Origin of the sequence: Bacillus sp. FJAT-26390 (assembly GCF_001682865.1) — a bacterium.
In the GTDB taxonomy this organism is placed as follows: Bacteria; Bacillota; Bacilli; order Paenibacillales; family Paenibacillaceae; genus Pristimantibacillus.
On the sequence record NZ_MAQX01000001.1, the window covers coordinates 939,644 to 956,215 of the forward strand.

General features: G+C 46.4%; 10 protein-coding genes, 1 pseudogene and 1 riboswitch. Of the genes and pseudogenes, 8 read left to right on the plus strand and 3 right to left on the minus strand.

The annotated features are described in order from the left end of the window. Position 1 precedes the first annotated feature (1 nt). Complete coding sequence (locus A7975_RS04525; RefSeq protein ID WP_053375977.1) at positions 2-1,264, plus strand: ATP-grasp domain-containing protein; 1,263 nt, start codon at positions 2-4, stop codon at positions 1,262-1,264. A gap of 92 nt (positions 1,265-1,356) precedes the next feature. Next, a complete protein-coding gene (locus A7975_RS04530; protein ID WP_053375978.1) occupies positions 1,357-1,893 on the plus strand; it encodes a flavodoxin family protein in 537 nt (178 codons plus the stop codon). A 221-nt stretch (positions 1,894-2,114) separates the two neighbouring features. On the opposite strand, the pseudogene msrA reads toward A7975_RS04530, so the two are convergent. Together msrA and A7975_RS04540 are read right to left on the minus strand one after the other, a co-directional pair. Then, positions 2,115-2,564 (minus strand): annotated as a pseudogene (msrA, locus tag A7975_RS04535) (peptide-methionine (S)-S-oxide reductase MsrA); the annotation flags it as partial. A gap of 7 nt (positions 2,565-2,571) precedes the next feature. After that, on the minus strand, positions 2,572-3,369 hold the full coding sequence (locus A7975_RS04540) for an HAD-IIB family hydrolase (protein WP_065384282.1): 798 nt from the start codon (positions 3,367-3,369) through the stop codon (positions 2,572-2,574). 341 nt (positions 3,370-3,710) lie between these two features. After that, positions 3,711-3,812: riboswitch (purine riboswitch) on the plus strand. 153 nt (positions 3,813-3,965) lie between these two features. Here A7975_RS04540 and A7975_RS04545 point away from each other — a divergent pair. Both A7975_RS04545 and A7975_RS04550 read left to right on the plus strand, forming a co-directional pair. After that, the gene (locus A7975_RS04545) at positions 3,966-5,018 is read left to right on the plus strand and encodes an aromatic ring-hydroxylating oxygenase subunit alpha (protein WP_304362763.1); all 1,053 of its coding nucleotides are present in this window, start codon (positions 3,966-3,968) and stop codon (positions 5,016-5,018) included. Between the two features lie 247 nt (positions 5,019-5,265). Continuing rightward, positions 5,266-5,919 (plus strand): FusB/FusC family EF-G-binding protein, encoded by a 654-nt coding sequence (locus A7975_RS04550; protein WP_065384283.1) that lies wholly within the window; start codon positions 5,266-5,268, stop codon positions 5,917-5,919. Between the two features lie 52 nt (positions 5,920-5,971). On the opposite strand, the gene A7975_RS04555 is transcribed toward A7975_RS04550, so the two are convergent. Continuing rightward, positions 5,972-7,741, minus strand: coding sequence for a glycoside hydrolase family 2 protein (locus tag A7975_RS04555; RefSeq protein ID WP_304362764.1), 1,770 nt, complete (start codon positions 7,739-7,741; stop codon positions 5,972-5,974). Positions 7,742-8,176: 435 nt separating this feature from the next. Between A7975_RS04555 and A7975_RS04560 the strand changes: the two genes are divergently transcribed. The 4 genes from A7975_RS04560 (at position 8,177) to A7975_RS04575 (ending at position 16,537) form a co-directional block, all read left to right on the plus strand. Beyond that, complete coding sequence (locus A7975_RS04560; RefSeq protein ID WP_065384285.1) at positions 8,177-9,208, plus strand: ABC transporter substrate-binding protein; 1,032 nt, start codon at positions 8,177-8,179, stop codon at positions 9,206-9,208. Positions 9,209-9,339: 131 nt separating this feature from the next. After that, positions 9,340-10,953 carry an AraC family transcriptional regulator gene (locus A7975_RS04565; RefSeq protein ID WP_255314167.1) on the plus strand — a complete coding sequence of 538 codons (1,614 nt, stop codon included), beginning with the start codon at positions 9,340-9,342 and terminating at the stop codon, positions 10,951-10,953. Between the two features lie 351 nt (positions 10,954-11,304). Beyond that, entirely contained in the window at positions 11,305-15,192 is a 3,888-nt protein-coding gene (locus tag A7975_RS04570) for a discoidin domain-containing protein (protein WP_065384286.1), read from the plus strand. 178 nt (positions 15,193-15,370) lie between these two features. After that, on the plus strand, positions 15,371-16,537 hold the full coding sequence (locus A7975_RS04575) for an FAD-dependent oxidoreductase (RefSeq protein ID WP_483295902.1): 1,167 nt from the start codon (positions 15,371-15,373) through the stop codon (positions 16,535-16,537). Positions 16,538-16,572 lie beyond the last annotated feature (35 nt).

The following is a 16,572-nucleotide window of genomic DNA, read 5'->3' on the forward strand; positions in this document are numbered from 1 at the left end:
TATGACTACAATCAAAACGGTCGCTTTTGTGGAACCCAGCTTCTATGGCGTTAGTTTCGCTAGAGTCGCTTATGAGCAAGGACATAAAGTCATTTCCATCGTCTCTTCCACGGAAAACCCGCAGAAATATGGCTATGAAGGCATCTACCATGAACTGATTGTTGCTGACATTCGAGATGAAGAGTCGCTTTATGAGGCGATCGTTCATTCCGGGTATGCGGATCAACTGGATGCGCTAATTCCGGCAACGGATTATGCGTCCCATCTAACGGCCAAGGTAGCGGAGCGGCTTGGGCTTCGAGGGGTGCCTTACGAGGCTGCCCTGAGATCGAGAAATAAAGATTTGGCACGGGTTGCCTATGCAGAGCATCATGTGCCAAGCGCAAAATTCAAAAAAATACGAACCTACGAAGAAGCGGCAGCTGCTGCGGAAGAAATCGGGTATCCCGTAGTGCTAAAACCGACCAATTGCGCAAGCAGTCAAAATGTATACTTCATCAACGATGAAGCGGAGCTGCAATACGCGATGGATATTATCGTGGCGTTCAAAGTGACGTATATGGATTTTAAAGTCCGCGAAGAGTATTTAATCGAGGAATATTTGGATGGGCCGGAGTTTAGTGTCGAGCTGTTCGTAAAAGAGGGCGAGCCGATTTTTTCAGCCGTCACGGAGAAGATTACGTCACCGCTTCCTTATTTTGTAGAGATTGCCCATACACTGCCTACTTCGGTGCATACGGACCGTCAGGATGAAATCGTTCAAACAGCCGTTGCTGCGTTAAAAGCGATTGGCATAACGGATGGCCCCAGTCATGTGGAGGTTAAGCTATCAAGCACGGGACCACGCATTATTGAGGTGAACGGACGGCCTGGCGGCGATAATATTTCCTCGGATTTATTGGTGCAGGCATTTGGGATCGATATTTTTGAAGCGACTGTGAACTACTACTTGGACAATCCGATTCATATTCAGAAAAAGCGGCATCGAGCAGCCTCGATTGCTTATATCACCGCGGATCGAGACGGAATTTTCGATGGAATAGAAGGTTTAGATGGTTTGGAGCAGCATGCGAATGTAGTTCGTACACACTTTGCGGCATCTGCCGGTGACGCCGTTTCGGTAGCAAAAAGCTCGGATGATCGTTTAGGCTATATCATTACCGTTGGCGATACCCCTCAAGAGGCGAAAGAGCTTGCTCTGTCGCTAGCAGGGAGCTTGAAGGTGACCTATCAAGCGCAGGAGGTTGGGTTAGCGAAAGCTTAGTATATACGAATTTGTAATGTGTCAGCAGGGAAGCGGGTATGTTGTATAAGGCAAGGGAAGTTAGAAGCTAGCAAAAGGAGAGGGACAGACGGATGGGGATCGCAGTCATTTATGGAAGCTCGCGCAAAAATGGTAATGCGGAGCAGTTAGCTAATCTTTTGGTGGATGGGTTTGAGACAGATAAAATTCATTTGTCTGACTATCGCATTGACCCTATCACAGACTATCGTCATTCCGAGAAGGGACCCTATCCAGAGGATGACTATCATCAAGTGATAGAACGCGTGCTCGCGCAGGATGTTCTCGTGTTTGCTACACCGATCTATTGGTATGGCGCATCCGGGCTGACCAAGACGTTCATTGATCGTTGGTCACAATCCTTGCGAGAGAATAAGGCAGATTTTCTAGCGAATTTCGCGACAAAAACAGCCTACGTCATTGGCATTGGCGATGATGAACCTCATTTGAAAGGAATTCCGCTCGTTCAGCAATTCCAATATATTTTTGATTATACGGGCACAAGCTTTGCTGGCTATATATTAGGCAGAGGCAATCAGCCGGGTGATATTTTGCAGGATACGGTTTCCTTGGCAACGGTTGAGGAAATACGGAAGAAATGGCGCTCTTGAGCTTTCAACTAGCATAATAAAACGCCAAACGAGCGGTTAGAATCACTTCTAAGGCTCGTTTGGCGTATTTTGGTTTGTCCATAGGAAGAAGCATCCTCAAACCCTACCGTCTGCGTACAATTAACAGGAAAAACTCCCGCTAGTTGAGCTTGTTATGATTTCCAATATTTCTCAATAATCGCATCGCGTCCTGAATAAACTCTTGATTCTTTATAAAATTACGGGTTTTTGCGGTGATAGTTCTGGTGGTACTCTTCAGCCGGGTAAAACACCTGTGCTTCCTCAATCTCAGTCGCAATAGGCTTGTCAAACCGGCCGCTCTTGCCGAGCTCCTCTTTAGACTTTTGAGCAAGCTGGCGTTGTTCCTCATTATGATAAAAAATTGCCGCACGGTACTGGCTCTTGCGATCATTGCCTTGCCCAACAGCATCCGTAGGATCGATCTGCGGCCAATAAAGCTCTAAGAGCTTTTCGTAAGGGAAGATGGTGGAGTCAAACGTAATTTGCACCACTTCCAAATGTCCCGTTTCCCCCGTTAATACTTGCTCGTAAGTTGGATTCTCCAGCGTTCCGCCCATATAACCGGACAAAATGCCGTGAATGCCTGGCTGTTCCTCAAACGGGCTTACCATACACCAAAAACAGCCACCGGCAAACGTTGCTTTTTGTATCATTTTATTACCTCATTTCATGGAATTCATTTATTATAGCATGTTGTGTAATTGAACTAGCTAGTTCCTGCAGCTTTTCTACGATTTTTGCTTCGTAATCTCCAACTAGCGGAATCGCTTCCGTAGCATACTGCGCAAGCTCATCATGATGCCCAATCATAATCGCTTGCTGGGCATTCTTGAACATTGTTATATCGTTTGTATCGTTGCCAAAAGCGATAAACTGCTTTTCTTCTACGCCTAGCTTTTGCAGAGCGCTCCACTTATGAATGTTCTGCGGACTAATGTCTATCACATTTTCATTGCGATGTCTGTGAACAACTACGCCAAGACTCGAGAGCTTTTGCTCCAACACTTCCGAATCGTTCGCCGTAATGATGAGTATCTTAACAATGGACAAGAGGGACTCGGCATCCACACGGTTGGCAAGGTTTGAGGTGTCGACATTTTTTAGAATAGGATGATCTAATGCGCCGGTATACGCATAGTCCCAATGACTATCAATCAGATAAGTCGCTTGATGTTCTTCTATATGCTTTAGAAGCACATTCTTTAGATCCTCGCTAAATGTTTCTATGTGCGTAATACTGCCTTCTTTAGAAACGAGTGAACCATTGCCCCCAATCAGGGAAAAGCGGTGAAAACGTTCATGAAGCACCGGAAGCATATCCCGGATAGGACGAGCAGAAGCAAAAATAACTTCATGCCCAGCATGTGCCAGATCTTCTAAGCAGCTTAGAATCGTCTCCGAGACAGGCTGTCCTTTAAAACAAATCGTACCGTCTAAATCGAATACAAAAATCATATGACAATCCTTTCTCTTTAAATGAATTCAATCTTGTTTTGATATAAATAGATATAACTAGATTAAATTAGTTTACTGCAAAAGTACAAGTTTATCTAGCGTTGATCAGCTGATTTTTACGTCACTATTTCTGACATATGAATATGGACGTTCAGCCAAAATTCAAGCATTAAAGATATCTGATTTAACTGTGATCATGAAAGTGAATTGCTCGATTATATTTACAATCCCTGTTGTGTAAGGGGTTTTTGGATCTGATGTGCAGCTTCCAGAACGAAAAGGGGCCAATTAACGATTGACAGAAATGGATTGCGCCATTATTATGAAGTCATATTCGTGTTATGAAATATAACATTAACTCTTGTATAAGCTCATTAATCGGTTTGAGCGTCTCGACCAGGCAACCGTAATTGCCCCAGGCTACAAGAGGCCGCATGAGTCGAAGTTTCCTTGTTTTCGCTGCCGCTACGGTTGCGAAGGCTGAAGGATAATTTCACAATGCGCCTCTTAAGCCTGGGTTTTTTGCGTTTCAATGGCAGGATGGGAAGTAAGTTTTTGCAAACAGCAAGCCCAAATAAATAATGAGGTGAGAAAAAATGAATATGAAATCGAAATCACAAGCCGAGCTTAATAAAACGGAACTTCCCCGCGACTGTACATTTACTCCGAATGATTGGCATGTTCTCTCCAATTACTGGTACCCCGTAGCCGTTGCAAGCGAGATTGCGGATAAACCAGTCGCCGTCAAGCTGTTAGATGTTAAGCTCGTTTGCTATCGAAGCCACGGCAAAGTCGTTATCGCCCGAGATCTATGCTTTCACCGCGGCGCCCCTCTTAGTAAGGGCTGGGTGGAGAATGACGAAATCGTATGCCCGTATCACGGTTTTCGTTACAATTGCGAAGGTGCCTGCATCGCAGTTCCGGCACATCCAAGCTCCAAAATTTCACCCAAGCTAAAATTGATTATATATCCTGCCATCGAGAGATATGGTCTAATCTGGACTTCACTTGCTTCTACCAATGAACAAATTCCGGAATTCGCAGGCTGGGATGATCCGGATTTCATTAATATTTTACCGCCTAGCTTTGATATCGCCGGTTCGGCAGGACGCCAAATGGAAGGTTTCTTGGATGTATCCCATTTTGCATACGTGCATACCGAAACCTTTGGAGATCGCAACAACACCGAAGTGCCGCAATACAAGGTAAAAAGGGAAGGGGATCAGCTGCTTGCCGATTATTGGAGCACGGTCAGCAACTATGGCAAGGGGCAGGAAAACCCTGCGCCTGAAGGTTTTATGTGGCTACGCGCTTTTCGGGTATTTGCTCCATTTGCCGCGTCGCTTACGGTTCATTTTCCGGATGAGGCAAAGCTGATGATTCTAAATTGCGCATCTCCGGTCTCGGCACGTTTTACGCGTTTATTTTGTCCGATATCACGGAATTTCGATAAACAAGCGCCAGTCGAAGATACGGTAAACTTTAATTTGCAAGTGTTTCAAGAAGATCGGGAAATGGTCGAAGCTCAAACGCCAGAAGATCTTCCGCTTGATCTGGCGGCAGAAGCTCATATTCCTGCCGACCGCACATCCATTGCTTACCGCCAGCTTCTTACCGAGCTTGGACTCGGCAGGAACTACACGTCTTAGTTTCAATTCCAGCGCTGCATACAAGTTGCAGTCAAAGCGATATCTCATTTATAATGTAGGGCAAGGGAGGCGATAGGTATGGCAAATCAAATTGCCGGAAGAAGAATCTGCTCATGCAAAGCCTAGTATTAGGGCGATACTTTGCATGGGGCCGGAATGAAATATTTTCGCCCAATTCAGCTTATATCGTTTCTAATGATGGCTTTGCCACTTATATTTTTCAATAAAAATAAGGGGCTGAAAAGCAATGAGTAATCCATTTATTAGAAACCATCAATATAACTTAATAAAAAAACAGGTAAACCTGCTGCAAACTGCGTGCAACACCGTATCTGATCCGAAAGTAGTGGAGGCGGTAAGGTCCAGCGCGCAAATCAAATCAATAGAGGCGTTCCCGGAAGCGACAGAGCTTCAAAAGCAGCATCTGGAGAAGATTTCGACGCTAAATAAGACGGAAGATTTCCAGCACTATTTGGAATCGTTAGAACCTTTGATGATGCCTTTTGCAGAAGTGACTGCAGCCCAAATCAAAAAGCTCTTTCACAAAGTGAAGAAGCTAAAGGTCCCCGATTTAGATGCTTTTGATTACCGTTATGTTACGTACATGGGCTGGCGCGATATTGCGTCGAACAAATTGTTTCTCGTGTATCGTCTTAACGGGCAGCTTGTCGGAATTGAAGGGAAGTTAACGCCTACAAATAAGAAAAGCACCTGTTTTTTGTGTAATCGGCATGAGGAGATCGCCTTGATTACGGCGATTGCGAAGAAGCCAGCCAATGCTTCACCCGATTACTACAAAGCGATTGGCAATTATATGTGCGTGAACAGCGATGTTTGCAATAAGAACATCACGGATACCGCCGCATTAGATAAGTTCATTAGCAGCTTATTAGGTCTATAAAACAAACAAGCGATCCCGTATGGGATCGCTTGTTTATTTTGAGCAAGTCAGCTTATTTTACAGAATTCACTGCTTGTTTCTCAATTGCAGCAACAGTTGCATTAATGCGCCGGATGACCTCAGGATCGAATTTATGATTCCGCTCATATGTGAGGAGACCGTTTACTTCCTGTTCGACATCGTAGAGCTGCGTGTAGCAAAATGCGCAAACGTACGGGTTCTCCAGCAGCGTTAACGTTAATCCTTCATACCGGGAGATGAATTCTTCCTCCGAACGCGGACGATCGCCATAACCCCAGCTCTTCTGATCGACTTGGCCTGGATTCCACCAAATGCCGCCATATTCACTGACGAAGTAAGGCTGGCCTTCGTATTTTTGACGATTGTCGAAGGTGACGAAACGATCTCCGCCGCTGCGCATTGCCTCATAATGTTGAGCAAATTTTTCCGGATTCTGTTCATAATCATGGACATCAAAAATATCTGTGATGACATGGAAATTGCCGCTCGTGTCAATGACTGGGCGAGTAGCATCCAATGACTTGGTCACTTGGTAGGTAATGCGCAGCACCTCATCATTTTGTCGGGCGCCTTGCGGACCGTCCCACGTTTCATTGAACGGGCACCAGCCCACTAAAGCAGGGCTATTATAGTCGCGTTTGACGATCTCCATCCACTCAGGCAAAAATTGTTGAAGGCCAATTGCCGTCGTAATATCGAGACCCCAGTTCGCATGCTCGCCCCAAACGATGTAGCCCAATTGATCTGCCCAGTACAAAAAACGCGCCTCAAACACCTTCTCATGCAAGCGTGCGCCATTAAAACCAAGGCTCATTGACAATTCAATGTCTCTTTTAAGATCTTCATCCGTTGGAGCCGTATAAATGCCTTCAGGATAGAAGCCTTGATCCAGCACCAAACGTTGGAATACAGGTTTGCCGTTAATGAGGATTGCATTGCTATCCCATTTTACAGAGCGAAGGCCAAAATAGCTTTCAACCGTATCGATGATTTTATCGTTATGTTGAAGAGATAAAGTCAGGTCATAAAGATTAGGCGAACCTATCTCCCACAAATGGCTTTCGGATAGCTTAACCGTCAAACGACCTTGATTGCCATTTACTACAGCGGATTGTAAGCCTACCGTTTTGCCGCCGAATTTTGCTTCTACAACAAAAGTTAAACCATCTGCCCCCAGAAACTCACCCTCGACATGAAGGGATTGATTCTCAGCATCCGGAGTGAGCTTGAAGGATTGCATATATTGTTCGGGTACGGACTCCAGCCATACGGTCTGCCAAATGCCAGTTGTTCTCGTATAGTCGCATCCATGGGAATGATACATGCCCGATTGCTTGCCGCGAGGCTGCAAACCTGAACGGAGATCGTCTTCCGCACATACCGTTAACACATTTGTGCCGGCTTGGAGCAGGTGGGTGATATCAAGGGCAAAGGAAGAATAACCGCCACGATGCGTGCCTGCGGATTTTCCGTTCACCCACACCTCCGTTTCGTAATCGACCGCGCCAAAATGTATGAGTGTACGGCTGCCTTTCCATTCAGCAGGCATTTCGATTTCCTTGCGATACCAGACGGCTGGCATAAAATCTTTACTCTCAATGCCTGAAAGTTTGCTCTCCGGGCAGAAAGGGACGATAATTTTATCTTTTAGTGAAGAAGCTTCAAACAGATTGCGCTGCTTTCCGCTTTTGCCATAATCGATCTCAAATTCCCACTCGCCGTTCAGGTTGAGCCATTCGGAGCGAACCATCTGCGGACGCGGATATTCAGGTCTTGGAATAGGTTGTTTAGCTGCTGTCACAATAATCCTCCTCGTAATCATGTTAATTTTAAAGTTAATTATAAAAGATGTATTTCAAGGAAATCGACTCAAAACCAGTATATGAAAACGATTATAGGGTTGTCAACAACGAATATTCGTAAATAATCATCCTTATTGATAACTTTAAGGTTAATCTAAAACATTTTCGAGGCTTCATCCTAAACCTTTCCGCAACCGGCTTATGGCTAAGCGATTTGCTGCTAGCCGGTTGTTATTGGGATAGGGGTTTATCTTTTTTCTTAGTCAGAATCCATACCGTTAATCATTCCTATCACGCGTTTGTATAAAATAATCACAATAGAATGAGCATTGTATTCACTATCCATGATGTTATAATTGCTCATGAGCGAGATGAGAATGATAATCATTAATGACATTTCGTTACTACCATACATACACAGGAGTGGGTTAAACATGTTTCTGCATGCAGGTTCGCGCAACAACATACGAAGAGGTCTCCTTGCGCTTCTAATTATCATTACGGTGCTCGCAGGCTGCAGCACTTCGCGAGAGAAGAACGTTTCTGAAGAAACAACGAACAATGGAAATGCACAAACAGACACAGCAGCAAAGAACGACGAGAGCGTACAGGCAAGTGACAGCGGAACACGGATCGTAAAGGATTTTTTCGGAGAGGTTGAAATTCCGGTTAAACCAAAGCGTATTGCGGCCATCTATTTGGAGGATTATTTAGTTGCCCTTGGCGTGGAGCCAGTCGTACAGTGGTACCATCCTTCTTGGGGCAAACAGGAATATTTAAATCTAAACGCCCCTGAATTCGATATAACGGGTAATATTGAAGCGCTGCTGGATGCAGAGCCTGATCTCATCATTACCGATGGCTACGCGGATCAAGCAATCTATGAGAAATATTCTAAAATCGCTCCAACATACCGGATGCCTGATGAGATTTTAATGGGCAAATCGTCTGAAATTCTCTTAACCATTGCTGATCTCATAGGCGAAAAAGATAAGGCGGCAGGTCTGTTGAAGGATTACGAGCAAACCATCGCAGATACAAAAGAGAAGCTGCAAGCGGCCATCGGGAACGAATCCGTTGCTGTCATGCGACTTAATATCGGGGAGACAGACCTCAATTTGCTCGGCATTAAAAACAAATTCGTCGGCTCTATCCTGTACAAAGAGTTAGGATTAACGCCGCCAAAGATGGTCGCAGAAATGGAGAACTTCATTGAGAACATCTCCATGGAGAAGATCCCTGATCTGAATGCGGATCATATCATTATTTTGACTTCAAACGGAAGCTGGACGTCGCCTGAGAATAAAGAATCTATCGATGGATTAATGAATAGTCCAATCTGGCAAAGCGTTCCTGCGGTCAAGAAAGGTAACATTTATCAAGTTGAACGGACATACTGGCAAACGGGTGCATTTAAAGCTAATCTGCTCAAGATCGAGGATTTAAAACGATTATTGCTGAAATAACAGAAAAGCGGCAATCACTTGGCATCATTTGTCCGAAGAGCATTTCAACCTACAGTTGAAGTGCTCTTCTTTATCGTTTATAGTATTTAAATGATAATCGTTCTCACATGAGGGAAGGGACGGGTAAATCTATGCGAGAGACTAACCCCGACAGGAAAGCTTCTGTTAACAAGCTCTATCGCTTAATCAGAGTCGTTTATAAGGAATTTGGACCACATGAACAACTGAAAGTGTGTAAAAAAGAAGACTTTCTATTACATATTTTTATGGACGGCGGAGGGCGCTTGGTTCTAGATGGACTTGGCTATCTTATCGAGCGTGGCAAATGCTTCATCTCTGAGCCAGGTATGACAGTCGCATGCGAAGCCTACAAACAAGGACTTTCCTATTATGAACTGGCCTTCGAGGTGCAATATATTGGACAAGGAGAGCAAGCCAGCTTGGAAAAAGGGTCGTACGAAACGTTCCCATGTATAGGTGAAGTTGAATGCGAACCGTTCTCCCAATGCTTGGAATTGATTGAGACGCTATTTAAACATTCCTTATCAGAAGCTAACGATGAGCTGTCCATGATCGATCAAAACATCTGTTTTCAAGAGCTGCTTCGCATGATTCTCAGGCAAAATCTCACCGCATCACACGCCCAGAGCAGCCGCGATGCCGTTGAGGCCACCATTGATCAGCTTCGCCGTGATTACCGCAGCGAGTGGTCGGTAAGTCAGCTCGCAGAGATGGCTGATGTTGGTCGTTGGCAGTATACACGACTGTTCAAAGAGATGACGGGTCAGGTTCCGCTGCAGTATTTGTCCGGCATCCGAATTGACCAAGCCAAGCATCTGCTGCAAGAGACCGATGACCGTTTATTTGACATCGCACAGAACGCCGGATTCGGCAATGAATTTTATTTTAACCGCCGTTTCAAGCAATCGGTTGGCCTTTCGCCAGGTCAATATCGGCGGCATTACCGGGAGGATATTCGCGTCTTCGCTCCTTTTCTTGAGGATTTTCTAGTGACGCTTGGCGTGACGCCGATCCTCCAATGCTCCATATCGAATTGGGGAAAACAGTCCTATTTGGGACTCGAGCATATTCCAGCTGTTGATTTGTTCGTTACACAAACGGTCCAGCTTCCGCTGAAGCCGGATTTTATTATAGTTGACGTTGGGTTTCAGGAAAAATGGGATCAAAATTTATTCGAGGAAAAGTTCCCGCTTTATAAAATGTCCAATCAAGGAGAAGACTGGCAGGAGACTTTACGAACGATGGCCGATTTGATCGGCAGGGGCAAGAGCGCCAAGGTTGTTGATATTATATCCGACTATGAACATAAAGCAGATGCCGCCCGGAAAAAGCTTCGCTCCATCCGGCATCAAACGACTGTTTTTCTTCGAGTCAATGCGCAAGGGATCTTATTGTATGGCGGTCCCGATAAAAGCTATACAGGTCCCGTTCTATACAAGGATTTGGAATTGACGCCTCATCCGCTTGTACATCAACTAACGAATAACGCAAGGTTTGCCGAGCTTACAGTCGAACAGCTTGCACAGCTTGATGCCGATAACTTGTTCGTCACGTTCGAGATTTCAGACCATGAGAAGAAGAAGCTTTTTGCGTCATCCGTCTGGCAATCCCTATCCGCTGTACGCAGTAACCGCGTGTTCGAGGTCGATTTTCTCAGCTGGATGAATTACGGCGTCCTCTCGCATGGCAAAAAAATCGATGACGTCCTGCGTGCGCTTGCCTAACAATCAGTAACGGCATAAGTAATATTCAATCAAGCAGCGCACGGAATCCGCATGAACAGCGGATTCTATTTTTTTTAGCAGAACAGCTGGCACGGTTACCGTATGATCGTGGAAATGCATACATATTCCGTAATATTGCATCTTATAGCTTGGGCCGCTCAGTCTCTATAATGAGAGTGTATGACAGGGAAAAGAGTATCCTCTGCCATGCCAAAATCGTCAAGCGGGGAGGGAGAACCGGAACGAAGGTGAACGCTTATAAGCGAGATGCTCTGATTTGTAACCGCTATCATTTTATGAATGGAATTGCACTCCGTTTCTCGCACCGACAACTTATTGAGGAGGAATATAATGCGCAACAAGTATGTCGCATGGTCGCTTGTCATTGCCATGCTGATCTCAAGCTTATACCTGTCTGCGGGGCCTTTCGCTCCCGTTTCTGCTGCAGGCGGACCTAATCTTACGTTAGGGAAAAACATAACCGCCAGCGGTCAATCCCAAACATACAGCCCGAGCAACGTGAAAGACAGTAATCAGGCAACTTACTGGGAAAGCACGAACAGCGCCTTCCCGCAATGGATTCAAGTCGATCTTGGCGCAAATACGAGCATAGACCAGATCGTTTTGAAGATTCCGGCAGGCTGGGAGGCGCGGACACAAACCATCGCCATTCAAGGGAGTACAAACAGCACGACGTTTACGAATATTGTTAGTCCATCGGCTTATGCGTTTAACCCTTCGATTGACAACAATTCGGTTACAATCAGCTTTGGAGCAGCAAGCACACGTTATGTTCGGTTAGAAGTAACAGGCAATACAGGCTGGCCGGCAGCCCAGCTATCCGAAATCGAAATTTATGGCGAGAGCGGACCGGCGCCGACACCAACGCCAACACCCGCGCCATCGGGCACTTACCAAGCGGAGTCCGCTGCATTGTCCGGCGGGGCAAAAGTAAACACGGACCACACCGGTTACTCCGGAACAGGCTTTGTTGACGGGTACTGGGCACAGGGCGCTGCAACAACGTTTACGGTCAACGTAGCAGAAGCAGGCAGCCGTAACGTGACGCTGAAATACGCCAATGCGAGCGGAAGCGCAAAGACGATTACCATTTACGTCAACGGTGCAAAAATTCGTCAATCCTCGCTGCCTAGTCTAGCAAACTGGGATACATGGGGCACCAGCATTGAATCGCTTAGCCTGAATGCGGGCAGCAATACGATCGCATACAAATACGATGCAGGCGATTCAGGGAACGTTAACCTAGACCAAATCTTGGTAGCCGCGACCACGAGCACCACGCCAACGCCTACATTAACGCCATCGGCTACACCGGCGCCGACAACGGCTCCAACACCGACGCCTACATCAACTCCAGTTCCAACTCCAACGACTACACCTACACCAACATCAACGCCGACAGCTCCACCTGGCGGCAACATTGCGATTGGCAAATCGATTAGCGCATCCTCCAGCACACAAACATTCGTAGCTGCAAACGCAAACGATAACAACGCCGCAACCTACTGGGAAGGCGGCAGCTCAAGCGTACTGACGCTCGATCTTGGAGCAAACCATAATGTTACATCCATCGTGCTTAAATTGAACCCGTCCACCGCATGGAGCACGCGCACCCAGTCGATTCAAGTGCTGGGACATAATCAGAATACAACGACCTTTAGCAATCTAGTTTCAGAACAATCGTATACGTTCAATCCTGCCACCGATAACACGGTGACCATTCCGGTGACGGCGACTGTAAAACGTCTGCAGCTTAACATTACGTCGAATTCCGGCGCTCCCGGCGGGCAAATCGCCGAGTTCCAAGTTTACGGCACGCCAGCGCCAAACCCGGATTTGACCATTACAGAAATGTCATGGGCACCAGCTTCACCGGTAGAAACCAGCGCCATTACGCTGAACGCGACCGTTAAGAACACTGGCAATGCCAGCTCTGCTTCAACTACGGTCAATTTTTACCTGAACAACACGCTTGCGGGATCTGCGCCAGTTGGCGTACTGGCAGCAGGCGCCTCGGCTACCGTATCACTGAATGCAGGGACGAAAGCCGCTGCTGCGTACTCGGTCAGCGCCATCGTTGATGAGAGCAACGCCATTATTGAGCAAAACGACGCGAACAACAGCTTTGCAAACCCATCTTCGCTCATCGTTGCTCCCGTTGCCAGCTCCGACTTAGTCGGAACGGTTTCTTGGACGCCTAGCAATCCGGTTGCCAATAATGCGGTCACTTTTAACGTCAGTCTTAAAAACCAAGGAAACCTGCCTTCGGCTAGCGGTGCTCACGGGATCACCATCGTGTTAAAAAATGCTGCCGGAGCAACGATTCAAACCTATAACGGAACTTATAACGGAGCCTTGGCTGCGGGGGCATCCGCGAATGTTGCCATCCCTGGAACATGGACAGCGGCAACCGGCAACTACACGATAACAACATCGGTAGCAGCTGATGCTAATGAATTGTTAATTAAACAGGCTAACAACGTAAGCTCATCACCTCTAGTCGTCTACTCCGCTCGTGGCGCAAGCATGCCATATAGCCGATATGATACGGATGACGCAACGAGAGGCGGAGGCGCCACGCTGCAGTCCGCGCCAACATTTGATCAAGCGCTAATTGCTTCAGAAGCTTCAGGCCAGCGTTATGTTGCATTGCCTACGAATGGCTCCTACTTGCAATGGACGGTTCGTCAAGGCGATACAGGCGCTGGGGTAACGATGCGATTTACGATGCCTGACTCGGCAGATGGAATGGGACTGAGCGGTTCACTTGACGTTTACGTAAACGGAGTTAAAGCCAAGACCGTGCCGTTGACATCCTATTACAACTGGCAATATTTCTCTAGCGATCAACCCGCAGATACACCTGCTGGAGGACGCCCGCTTTTCCGTTTTGATGAGGTACACTGGAAGCTAGATACCCCGCTTCAAGCTGGCGACACGATTCGAATCCAAAAGAGCAGCGCCGATAGCCTGGAATATGGCGTTGACTTCCTCGAAATCGAGCCGGTTCCCGCTGCAATTGCCCGTCCGGCAAACTCCGTATCCGTAACGGATTTTGGCGCGATAGCCAATGATGGATTAGATGATCTTGCAGCGTTTGAAGCGACAGTAACAGCTGCGGTTACATCAGGAAAAACGTTATACATTCCAGAAGGAACCTTCCATCTAGGGAACATGTGGAAGATTGGGTCGGTCAGCAATATGATCGATGATATCACGATTGCAGGCGCCGGCATCTGGCATACGAATATTCAGTTTACGAACCCGAATTCGGCTTCCGGCGGCATTTCGTTCCGTGTCAAAGGCAAGCTTGATTTCAGCCATATTTATATGAATTCAAAATTGCGCTCGCGTTACCACGAGAATGCAATCTATAAAGGCTTTATGGACAATTTCGGTAAAAATTCAAAAGTGCACAATGTATGGGTTGAGCATTTTGAATGCGGGTTCTGGGTAGGGGATTACGCTCATACGCCGGCAATCTTTGCTGATGGCCTAATTATTGAGAACAGCCGAATTAGAAACAACCTTGCCGACGGCGTCAACTTCGCCCAAGGAACAAGCAATTCGACCGTTCGCAATAGCAGCGTCAGAAACAACGGAGACGACGGCCTTGCCGTATGGACGAGTAACGTCAATGGCGCGCCTGCGGGCGTAAATAATACGTTCTCCTTTAACACGATTGAGAACAATTGGCGCGCAGCAGGCATTGCGTTTTTTGGAGGAGGAGGACACAAGGCAACAAACAATATCATCATCGATACAGTAGGCGGTTCTGGCATTAGAATGAACACCGTGTTCCCGGGTTACCACTTCCAGAACAATACCGGCATTCTTTTCTCGGATACGACTATTATGAACAGCGGTACGAGTAAAGACCTTTACAACGGGGAGCGCGGCGCGATCGATCTAGAGGCTTCAAACGATTCTATCAAAAATGTAACCTTTACCAACATCGATATTATTAACACGCAGCGCAGTGCGATTCAGTTCGGATACGGCGGCGGATTTGAAAATATCGTATTCAACAACATCAACATCAACGGTACTGGTCTCGATGGAATATTAACCTCTAGGTTCACATCGCCACATAAGGGAGCGGCCATCTACACCTATACCGGCAATGGCTCTGCTACGTTTAACAATCTAACGACCAGCAATATCGCTAATCCTAACGTGAATTACATCCAAAACGGTTTTGGTTTGATCATTCAATAAAAATGGGCAGTGGGGGGAGTTTTTCGAAACTCCTCCTTTTTATATTTTGGCTTAATGCAAACAATGGAAGAAAATGATTTTACCATTAACGAACAATGTTCTTTACGAACATTGTTCGTTATGATATAACTAGAGCAAGCCTTTAATAAACTATGCGAATTCCGAGGTGCTTAGCATGATGACAACAACAAATGATTTAGCAAAGAAACAACAACGTATCGCAATTATTGGGGCAGGTCCAGGCGGGTTGACGTTAGCCGGTATTTTGCAGCGTCATGGCATTAAAACGACCGTTTATGAACGTGAAGCTTCTTCAACCAGCCGCCAGCAAGGCGGTTCATTAGACATTCATCACGATTCCGGACAAATCGCGCTGAAAGAGTTGGGATTAATTGAACAATTCGAAGCGCTCGCAAGATATGAAGGAGAAGACTTCCGCCTTCTCGACAAAACCGGCAAAGTCTATTTGGATGAAGATGCCGATCCCGCAGTCGGCATTCGTCCCGAAATCGACCGAGGAGAGCTGCGCAAGCTTTTATTAAGCTCGGTTGACGCGGATTGCATTCACTGGGGGCATAACCTCATCGAAGCCATCTCCTTGGAAAATGGCAAGCATGAGCTTCATTTTGAGAATGGGCACGTGGATACCTTTGATCTTGTCGTAGCTGCTGACGGCGCCTTCTCCCGCATTCGTCCGCTTCTTACTGATTCCGCGCCTTCCTACACGGGACTTAGCATGGTTGAGCTCTATTTGAACAATGCCGCTGTCAATCATCCCGAGCTTACTACGTTAAATAAACGCGGGAAAATGTTTGCTCTCGCGGATCATAAGGGCATACTAGGACAACTGAATGGAGACGGACGCATCTGCGTATATTTGGCTTTTCAAATTGAACAAGCGTGGCTGGATCAATGTGGCATTCCGTTTGACCAGCCCGAAGCGGCAAAAGAGCATCTGTTGCAGCATTTCAGCGATTGGGACGAATCATTAAAAAATTATATTCGGTCCGCTGATGGACCTATGGTACCAAGACGCATCTATATGCTGCCCGTAGGACTTAAATGGACTCACAAACCGGGCGTTACGCTAATTGGCGATGCAGCGCATCTGATGTCTCCATTTGCTGGCGAAGGCGTAAACCTAGCGATGCAAGATGCCAAGGAGCTGGCTTTGTCCATCATCTCGATTAATGATATTAACGAGGCTGTCAAATCTTACGAGGATAAAATGTATGTCTATTCGTCCAAATCAGCAGAGGTATCAGATGCGAATCTAAAGCTTTGCTTCTCTGAAAATGCCGCACCAAAAATGATGGAGCTGATGAATAGTTTTCATACGGAGTAATGACTCGTGAAGCCTGAGGTTTACTAATTCATGCC